Source organism: Ruminococcus sp. (assembly GCF_017549005.1).
In the GTDB taxonomy this organism is placed as follows: Bacteria; Bacillota; Clostridia; order Oscillospirales; family Ruminococcaceae; genus Ruminococcus.
In genome coordinates this window covers 140,073-150,453 of sequence record NZ_JAFYYT010000001.1, presented here as the reverse complement: position 1 = coordinate 150,453, position 10,381 = coordinate 140,073, and the positions used below count along the sequence as shown (strand labels likewise).

The following is a 10,381-nucleotide window of genomic DNA, read 5'->3' as shown; positions in this document are numbered from 1 at the left end:
TACGAGAGCTGCGATACCGCCGACCATGTGGATATGTGCTGAACCTGCGAAATCGTGGAATCCCCACTGGCTGAGCCAGCCGCCGCCCCAGCCCCAGTGAGCCTCGATAGGATAAACGACTGCACTGATGATAGCCGAGTAAACACAGTATGATAAGAATTTGGTACGTTCAGCCATTGCACCTGAAACGATAGTAGCTGTAGTAGCGCAGAATACAAGGTTGAATACGAAGTTTGACCAGTCGAATGAGCCGTAGGAAGTGAAGATATCAAATCCGGGCTGTCCGATTATACCGACGAGGTCCTCACCGAAGAGAAGACCGAAGCCTATGAGAATGAAAACAACTGTACCGATACAGAAGTCCATTAAGTTCTTCATAATGATATTGCCTGCATTCTTTGCACGGGTGAAGCCTGTCTCCACCATTGCGAAGCCTGCCTGCATAAAGAATACGAGAGCAGCGCCTATAAGGAACCATACGCCAAAGACTATACCATTTGTCCCGTCCATTGCCTGTTGTAATATTGTCTGAGAGTCCATAAAAAATCCTCCTTAGAATATGTTACAGCATAAAATATCAAAGGGGTGCAGAAGTCCTAAGACTTCATACACCCCTTTGTGTATGGGATTAAGCGCTTAAAAAGACAGAGCGCCGCAGATCCTGTGATCCGCAGCGCCCTTGCTGTTTACAATGCCATTATAGCTCATGAATTTCCGTTTGTCAATAGCTTTTTTGAACTTTGTCGGAAATCAATATAAATTTTGGACTTTAAACGCCAAAAGCTCTTGCAATTTTTACAAAAGTGCCCATTTTGACCTGATTTTCAAAGATTTTTTTAAAACCCCCTTGACAATGCCGGTTTAAAGTGCTAAGATAGTAAACAGGAACAAGGACGTTTGAGCAGGCTATCTGTCTGCTTGAACGTCTTTTTTATTTAAGTTCGATCAATGGCGCTCGGACTTATTCGCGGACTTAATTGAAAGGCAAGTGAAGGATATGGATAATTTCAGAAAAGAAGCTCCATATGAGCAGCAGGGTCTGTACGACCCGAGATTTGAACATGATAACTGCGGAATAGGCGCAGTTGTGAACATCAGGGGCGAGCAGTCCAGATATGTTGTGGACAGCGCTCTTACTATCGTTGAAAAGCTCGAGCACCGTGCCGGCAAGGACGCCGAAGGCAAGACAGGCGACGGAGTTGGAATACTTGTGCAGATGCCGTACAGCTTCTTTATAAGTGAGACCGGCAGGCTCGGATGTGACATCGGCGGCGAAGGCGATTTCGGTGTGGGAATGTTCTTCTTCCCTCAGAACGAAATGAAACGCGGACAGGCTATGAAGCTTTTCGAGCTTATAGTAAAAAAGAACGGCATGGACTTCATCTGCTGGAGAGAAGTTCCTGTTTCATCGGATATCCTCGGACATAAAGCTCTCAGCAGTATGCCGCATATCATGCAGGCTTTTGTCAAGCGCCCCGAATCTTGTCCGCAGGGACTTGATTTCGACAGGAAGCTCTTCATTGCAAGACGCGAATTCGAGCATTCCAACGAGAACACATATGTCTGCTCGCTTTCGAGCCGCACTATTGTATATAAGGGTATGTTCCTGGTTGACGAGCTGAGAAAGTTCTATACTGACTTACAGAGCGAGGACTTCAAGTCCGCGATCGCTACTGTGCATTCACGTTTTTCAACAAATACCAATCCAAGCTGGCAGAAGGCTCACCCGAACCGCTTCATCGTCCACAACGGCGAGATAAACACTATCACAGGCAACGCCGACAAAATGCTTGCACGTGAAGAGAGCATGACCTGTGAGGCACTGAAAAATGATATGTACAAGATACTCCCTGCCATAGATGTAAATGGTTCGGACTCCGCAAGACTTGACAACGCTCTTGAATTTATGGTAATGTCGGGTATGCCGCTGCCTCTTGCAGTTATGATAACCATTCCCGAGCCGTGGAAGAATGACAGAACGATCTCCAAGTCCAAGTATGACCTCTATCAGTACTACGCAACAATGATGGAGCCCTGGGACGGTCCTGCCTCTATCATCTTCTCCGACGGTGATGTTATGGGAGCTGTCCTGGACAGAAACGGACTCCGTCCATCACGTTACTGCGTTACAAGCGACGGTTTCCTCATTCTTTCCTCTGAGACAGGCTGCATTGATATAGCTCCCGAAAAGATAATCAAAAAGGACAGACTTCGTCCCGGAAAAATGCTTCTTGCGGACACAAAGCAGGGCCGTATAATAGAGGACGACGAGATAAAGAGCACATATGCTTCACGTCAGCCCTACGGCGAGTGGCTTGACGCAAATCTTGTCCGTCTCCATGATCTCCATATCCCTAACAAGGGTGTGAAGTCATACTCTGCTGACGAGCTTGCAAAGCTTCAGAAGGCTTTCGGTTACTCATACGAGGATATACGCACAAGTATTCTTCCAATGGCTGAAAAAGGCGGTGAGCCGATAGCTTCTATGGGCAGCGACATTCCGCTCCCGCCCCTTGACAAGCAGTCGCCTCCGCTTTTCAACTATTTCCGTCAGCTCTTCGCGCAGGTAACAAATCCTCCCTTTGACGCTATACGCGAGGAGATAGTGACCGACACCAGCGTTTATATCGGCAAGGACGGCAATATCCTTGAGGAGCGTCCCGAGAACTGCCACGTTCTCAAGATCGAGAACCCGATCCTCACGGAAACTGATATGCTTAAGATAAAAGCTCTGAACGAGAAAGGTCTTAAAAGCGCAGTTATCCCGATCACATATTATATAGGTACATCTCTTGAAAAGGCGGTAGAGCGTCTGTTTATCGAGGCAGACAAGGCTTACCGCGACGGTGCTTCGATACTTATTCTTTCCGACCGCGGTGTTGACGAGTTCCATTGTCCGATACCGTCGCTCCTTGCAGTTTCCGCTCTTCAGCAGCACCTTGTATCCACAAAAAAGCGCACGGCAGTTGCAATGATCCTCGAGTCGGCAGAGCCTCGCGAAGTTCATCATTTTGCAGCTCTTCTCGGCTATGGTGCCTGTGCTGTGAACCCATACCTCGCACATGAAACTATCCGCTCTCTCATTGAGGAAGGAACTCTTGACAAGGACTTCTACGCTGCCGAGGATGACTACAACAGCGCTATTCTCCACGGTATCGTCAAGATAGCTTCAAAAATGGGTATCTCCACGATACAGTCCTATCAGGGCAGCAAGCTCTTTGAAGCTGTCGGCATTTCAAAAGAACTGATAGACAGCTATTTTTCAGGAACTGTCAGCCGTATCGGCGGTATAGGTCTTGCAGAGATAAGCAAGCGTACAGAGAAGCTCCATACAGCTGCATTCGATCCTCTCGGACTTAATGTCAACGAAAATATAACAAGCGCAGGCAGCCATAAGCTCCGCAGCGGCAAGTCAGATCACCTTTACACTCCCGAGACTATTCATCTGCTCCAGCAGTCGGCATGGACGGGAAATTACGATACATTCAAAGCATACACAGCAGCAGTCACACGCGAGGACAACGAGCTCACGCTCAGAAGCCTCCTTGATTTCAACTATCCCGAAAACGGCGGTATCTCCATTGATGAGGTGGAGTCCGTTGAGAGCATCTGCACGCGCTTCAAGACAGGTGCTATGTCCTACGGTTCTATTTCGCAGGAGGCACACGAATGTATGGCAATGGCGATGAACAGCATCGGCGGCAAGTCAAACAGCGGTGAGGGCGGAGAAAGTCCCGAGAGACTGAAATCCGACCGCTGCTCAGCTATCAAGCAGGTAGCTTCGGGACGTTTCGGCGTTACATCTGAGTATCTTGTTTCTGCACAGGAGATACAGATAAAAATGGCGCAGGGCGCAAAACCGGGTGAGGGCGGACATCTACCCTCCGGAAAGGTCTACCCGTGGATCGCAAAGACCCGTCATTCGACAGCAGGCGTGGGACTTATCTCGCCTCCGCCTCACCATGATATCTACTCCATCGAGGACCTTGCCCAGCTTATCTACGACCTTAAAAACGCCAATGACAATGCGCGCATATCCGTTAAGCTCGTATCGGAAGCCGGTGTGGGAACTGTTGCGGCAGGCGTTGCCAAAGCAGGCGCACAGGTAATACTTATCTCGGGATATGACGGCGGTACGGGAGCAGCTCCGAAAAGCTCCATCTACAATGCCGGACTTCCCTGGGAGCTTGGACTTGCAGAGGCTCATCAGACTCTCATGCTCAACGGCCTCCGTTCGAGAGTACGCATAGAAACAGACGGCAAGCTCATGACAGGACGTGACGTACTTGTTGCGGCTCTGCTCGGTGCTGAGGAGTTCGGCTTTGCAACAGCTCCGCTGGTAACAATGGGCTGCGTAATGATGAGAGTCTGCAACCTTGATACCTGTCCGATGGGTATAGCTACGCAGAATCCCGAGCTCCGCAAGCGTTTCCGCGGTAAGCCTGAGTACATCGTGAACTTCATGCACTTTATCGCACAGGAGCTCCGCGAGTATATGGCAAAGCTTGGAATACGCACAGTTGACGAGCTTGTGGGACGTTCAGACCTTCTTAAAACCAAGGCGAGCGCAGCTGAAAAGAATATAGATTTTGCAAACATACTTGCAAGCAATCAGACAAATGAAAAAACACACTTCGACTCAGCAGATATTTTTGATTTTGAGCTTGACAGCACCATAGACAGACGTGTTATAATAAAGAAGTTAGGAGCTGCACTTAAAAACGGCACTTCCAAGAGCATTTCCATTGACGTTGTGAATACAGACCGTTCTGTGGGAACTCTTACAGGTGCTGAAATAACCCGTATCCACGGCGAAAATGCACTTGCTGACGATACATTCACAGTTAAATGTACAGGCAGCGGCGGACAGTCCTTCGGCGCATTCATCCCGAAGGGACTTACTCTGGAGCTCTGCGGAGACAGCAACGACTACTTCGGAAAAGGCCTTTCAGGCGGAAAGCTTGTGCTTGCACCGCCGAAGAACTCAGGATTCAAGGCTGACGAGAACATTATCGTCGGAAACGTTGCTCTTTACGGAGCTACATCGGGAAAAGCATTTATCAGCGGTATTGCAGGAGAGCGCTTCTGCGTAAGAAACTCAGGAGCTGTTGCTGTCTGTGAAGGCGTAGGCGACCACGGCTGCGAGTATATGACAGGCGGACGTGCAGTTATCCTCGGAGGTACAGGCAAGAACTTCGCCGCAGGAATGTCAGGTGGTATCGCCTATGTTCTCGATGAAAAGCACGACCTCTACACCCGTCTCAACAAGGCTCTGGTATCGCTCGAGTCAGTTGAAAATGAAGTCGATATCACGGAGCTTAAGACTATTATCACTGAGCACGCAGAAGCTACAGGCTCCGAAAAGGCAAAGGCTATACTTGCCGAATTTGAGCGCTATCTGCCATGCTTCAAGAAGATAATCCCACATGATTACGCAAAGATACAGAAAACAGTAAGGTCTCTCGAACTGTCGGGAGTACCGCATGAAAAGGCAGAAATAGAAGCCTTTGAGCTTATCAGAAAGGAGGCGTGAGCCATGGGAAAAGCAACAGGATTTCTTGAATTTACAAGAACAGAAGCGGCTGCAAAGGAGCCGCTGGAGCGAATCAGGGACTTTAACGAGTTCCACGTACCGCTCAGCGATGAGCAGCGCAGAGAACAGGCTTCACGCTGTATGGACTGCGGAGTACCGTTCTGTCAGAACGGAAAAATGCTCTGCGGAATGGTTTCGGGATGTCCGCTGAACAACCTGATACCCGAATGGAACGACCTCATTTATCATGGTCAGAAAGAGCAGGCGCTGAGCCGTCTGCTCATGACGAACAACTTCCCCGAGTTCACATCGAGGGTCTGCCCTGCGCTCTGCGAAAAGGCTTGTATCTGCGGAGTTTACGACAGTCCCGTTACAGTCAAGGAGAATGAGAACTCGATTATCGAGTATGGCTTTGAGAGCGGTCTTGTCAAGCCTCAGCCACCTGCAGTCCGCAGCGGCAAGCGTGTTGCGGTCATCGGTTCGGGACCTTCTGGACTTGCTGCTGCTGACACGCTGAACAGGCGCGGTCACAGCGTTACAGTCTTTGAACGTTCAGACAGGGTAGGCGGACTTCTGATGTACGGTATCCCGAATATGAAGCTTGAAAAGCATATAATCGGACGCCGTGCAGACCTCATGAGAGCTGAGGGCGTGGAGTTCGCAGTTAATTCCAATGTTGGAGACAACATATCCGCGAAGGATATAATGGACAGCTTTGACGCTGTAGTGCTTGCCTGCGGATCGTCAAATCCCCGTGATATCAAGGCGGAGGGACGCGACGCGAAAGGGATCTACTTTGCTGTGGACTTCCTGAAGGCTACCACAAAAAGTCTACTTGATTCTGAGCTCAAAGACGGAAAATTCATCTCCGCGGAGGGTAAAAATGTTGTAATAATCGGCGGCGGAGATACAGGCAACGACTGCGTCGGAACCTCGGTACGCCATGGCTGCAGGTCGGTCACTCAGCTTGAAATGATGCCTAAGCTTCCCGATGAGAGAGCTGCGAACAATCCGTTCCCGCAGTATCCGAGAGTATGCAAGACGGACTACGGTCAGGAGGAGGCTATCGCGGTATTCGGTCACGATCCGCGTATCTACTGCACCACCGTCAAGGAGTTCATCAAGGACGAAAACGGCGCATTATCGGCAGTCAAGACAGTAAAGCTCGAGTTTGTGACTGATGAAGCAAGCGGCAGGAAAGTACCGAAGGAAATCGAGGGCAGCGAGGAGATACTTCCTTGCGAGCTCTGCCTTATCGCTGCTGGATTCCTCGGCTGCCAGAGTTATATTGCCGAGGCCTTCGGAGTTGAACTTGACCAGCGTACAAATGTTAAAACAGCGCAGAATTGCCATAAAACGAGTGTTGAAAAGGTGTTCACCGCAGGCGATATGCATATCGGACAATCTCTTGTAGTCCGCGCTATCCGCGAGGGACGCGACGCAGCCGCAGAGGTGGACGAATACCTTATGGGCTACACCAATCTGAAATAAAGGAGTAAGATATGATCTATTCAGAAAATGAGATATTGCAGTATATCGAGGAAAACGACGTTAAGTTCGTAAAGCTGACCTTCTGCGATCTGCGCGGCAGGCTGAAAAACATATCCATACTTTCGTCTGAGCTTGCTGTTACCTTCGAGCGCGGATTACGTATTGCCGCAAAGAAGATCGCAGGCTTTGAAGCAGCAAAGGGCAGGGACCTGTTTCTCTTCCCCGACGCTCAGACAATGACAGTCCTCCCTTGGAGACCGCAGCAGGGCAGGGTTATCCGTATGTTCTGCTATATCCGTTACAAGGACGGAACTCATTTTGAGGGAGACAGCCGCTATTTTCTGAAAAAAGCTATGAAAACTGCTGTTTCGGCAGGCTATTGTTTCCGTTTCGGAACTTCCTGCGAGTTTACACTTTTCCACAACGATGAAAACGGACTGCCCACGAAAACTCCGCATGACTTCGCAGGCTACTGCGATACGGCTCCCGACGACAAGGGCGAGAACATACGCCGCGACGTGTGTCTTACCCTTGAGCAGATGGGCATTCAGCCTGTTTCCTCCCGTCACGAGAGCGGCTGCGGACAGCATGAGATAGACTTTAATTCTTCCTCTGCGCTGAAAGCAGCGGACACATTTCTCAGTTTCAAATCCGCTGTAAAATCCGTTGCGGAAACTCACGGCGTACACGCAAGCTTCATGCCTAAGCCCCTTAGAAATGACTGCGGTAACGGTATGCATATAAGCTTCACGGTGTTTCCCGACAGCGATTTTCTGGAGGAGCACACAGCTGAATGCGGTGATATCGTCAAAAGTGCCGCTGCAGGCATTATGGAGCATATCCGCGAGTTCACCCTCTTCACAAATTCCACAGTAAATTCCTATGAAAGACTCGGGGAATTTACAGCTCCGAGAAACATCATATGGTCTGATGAGGAGGGGGCCCAGCTTATAAGAATGAACCCCGACAGCGACGATAATTCAGTAGAATTAAGAGCTTCCGACTGCGTATGCGATCCTTATTTTGTACTCGGACTTATGATTTACGCCGCGCTTGAGGGAATATCTGCCAAGTCTGTTCTTCCAGATAAGAACAAGGGCAGCGAGAGACTTCCCGAAACTCTTGAAAAAGCAACGGATATTGCGGAAAAGTCAAAGTTCCTGAAAAAATACATTCCCGAAAATATCCTTGAAGTCCTTATCGCCCAAAGCCGCGAGGAGTGGAAGGCGTACAGCTCAGCCTACGACAAGGACTCATTCGAGGACAAAAACTACTTTTTTAAGCTTTAACAGGGGGTTATTTTGGAAAAGATCATTGTAGTTTCAAGTAATAAGAATGCTTCTGAAACTCTCCTTGATTTTCTCCGCGGATCGTTCAAATGCACTCCGAAGATAGTTGATACCGCCTATCAGGCAAAAACTCTTCTCGAATCCGATGCGCTGACAGAGCTTGTTATGATAAATTCGCCTCTTCTGGACGAATCCGGCGTTGAGTTTGCAGAATATGTCACTGAAAATTCAACTGCGAACTGCATACTGCTGATAAAGGCTGAAACTGCCGAAAAGATAAGCGAACGTGCGGAAAAAGCAGGCGTTATAATAGTCGGAAAGCCCTTCAGCAAAACTGTACTTTATCAGATAGTCAGAACAGTTGACATAGCGGTGAACCGCTCCGCCGAGCTGTATCTCAGAAACGCACGTCTCGAAGAAAAGATTAACGAGATACAGACCATAGACAAGGCGAAGTTCATGCTTATGGAGTACAAGGGCATGACAGAGAGCGAAGCGCACGCATATATCGAGCAGTACGCCATGAACAAGCGGAAAAAGAAGAGTATCGCCGCACTTGCCGTCATCGACAAGCTCAGCGAGCAGTATTTGTAAGAGGTGCGGAAATGTTTGACACGATACACGAGGAATGCGGAGTTTTCGGCATTTTTGAGAATAATACAGCCAATGTGGCTGCGTCTGTATATTTCGGTCTCTATGCCTTGCAGCACAGAGGTCAGGAGAGCTGCGGAATAACGGTCTGCGACGACGGAGTTTTCCGTCATAAGCGTGCGGACGGACTTGTTTCCGAGGTCTTTACCCGTGAGGAGCTTGACAAGCTCGGAAGCGGAAATATGGCGGTCGGACACGTCCGCTATTCGACTACGGGCGGACATAATCACAACAATATCCAGCCTCTTGTCATTCGTCATATCAAGGGCAATATGGCTCTTGTCCACAACGGCAACCTTGTCAACGCGGCGGAGCTGCGCCGCTCTTTTGAGATGTCGGGAGCAATATTCCACGGAACATCCGATACCGAAGCAATAGCCTATTCAATAGTCCGCGAGCGACTTACGTGCAGTTCCACGGAAACGGCTGTGGAACGCGCTATGCCTTTCATCAAGGGAGCGTACTCATGTATACTTATGACGGCGACAAAGCTGGTCGCATTCCGCGATCCCGACGGTTTCCGTCCGCTGTGCATAGGCAGGACGCACGACGGTGCATATGTTGTGGCTTCGGAGTCATGCGCCCTTGAAACAGTTGGTGCCGGGTTCATACGCGATGTGGAAGCGGGGGAGATAGTGGTCATAGATAAAGACGGACTGCGCTCGATACGTACCAACTGCGGCAAAAAGAAGCATATATGTATCTTTGAGTACATATACTTTGCACGTCCCGACTCGGTTATCGAGGGAGTTTCGGTACATCACGCAAGGCTTAAAGCAGGGGAGCTGCTTGCGAAAAACAGCCCTGTTGACGCGGATATTGTTATTGGTGTTCCCGATTCGGGACTTGACGCAGCGCTGGGCTATGCCAACGAGAGCGGTATCCCTTACGGTATAGGCTTCATAAAGAACAAATACATCGGCAGAAGCTTCATACAGCCTCAGCAGGATCAGCGTGAAAAGGCCGTAAAGATAAAGCTCAACGCAGTACGCGAGAGCGTTGAGGGAAAGCGGGTCATAATGATAGATGATTCCATTGTGCGCGGTACTACCAGCGCACGTATCGTGCGGCTTCTCCGGGAGGCGGGAGCAAAGGAGGTACACGTCCGTATCTCGTCGCCGCCTTTTCTTCATTCGTGCTATTTCGGAACAGATATCGACTCCGAGGAGAACCTCATAGCAGGAAAGTGTCATTCCACTGAAGAAATAGCCAAATATATCGGAGCAGACAGTCTTGCTTATCTGCCCGTTGAATGTCTCGGAGAACTTGTTGACCACAGGTTCGGACACTGTGCAGGCTGCTTTACGGGAGATTATCCCGTTGATACCTCGGGGGCAGGCTATAAGAACAAGTTTGACGAGAAAATACATAAATAGAGCTTTGAACTAAGTGCTGAGCAGGGAACGCCGCCCTCGGC

The 10,381-nt window shown here is 49.5% G+C and carries 6 protein-coding genes; 5 read left to right on the top strand and 1 reads right to left on the bottom strand.

Annotated features, from left to right (window positions below; translation table 11 throughout):
- On the bottom strand, positions 1-540 hold a 540-nt coding region (locus IKW96_RS00725), incomplete at its 3' end, for an ammonium transporter (protein WP_367112937.1).
- A 457-nt stretch (positions 541-997) separates the two neighbouring features.
- Here IKW96_RS00725 and gltB point away from each other — a divergent pair.
- From gltB to purF, 5 genes are read left to right on the top strand one after another with little or no spacing between them, the layout of a single operon-like run.
- Complete coding sequence (gene gltB / locus IKW96_RS00720; protein WP_296569072.1) at positions 998-5,533, top strand: glutamate synthase large subunit; 4,536 nt, start codon at positions 998-1,000, stop codon at positions 5,531-5,533.
- 3 nt (positions 5,534-5,536) lie between these two features.
- Positions 5,537-7,024, top strand: coding sequence for a glutamate synthase subunit beta (locus IKW96_RS00715; protein WP_296569066.1), 1,488 nt, complete (start codon positions 5,537-5,539; stop codon positions 7,022-7,024).
- A gap of 11 nt (positions 7,025-7,035) precedes the next feature.
- Positions 7,036-8,313, top strand: a complete 1,278-nt coding sequence (locus IKW96_RS00710; RefSeq protein WP_296569064.1) for a glutamine synthetase family protein — start codon at positions 7,036-7,038, stop codon at positions 8,311-8,313.
- Between the two features lie 12 nt (positions 8,314-8,325).
- Positions 8,326-8,907, top strand: coding sequence for an ANTAR domain-containing response regulator (locus tag IKW96_RS00705; RefSeq protein WP_296569062.1), 582 nt, complete (start codon positions 8,326-8,328; stop codon positions 8,905-8,907).
- Positions 8,908-8,918: 11 nt separating this feature from the next.
- A complete protein-coding gene (gene purF, locus IKW96_RS00700; protein ID WP_296569059.1) occupies positions 8,919-10,340 on the top strand; it encodes an amidophosphoribosyltransferase in 1,422 nt (473 codons plus the stop codon).
- The last annotated feature ends 41 nt before the right edge of the window (positions 10,341-10,381 follow it).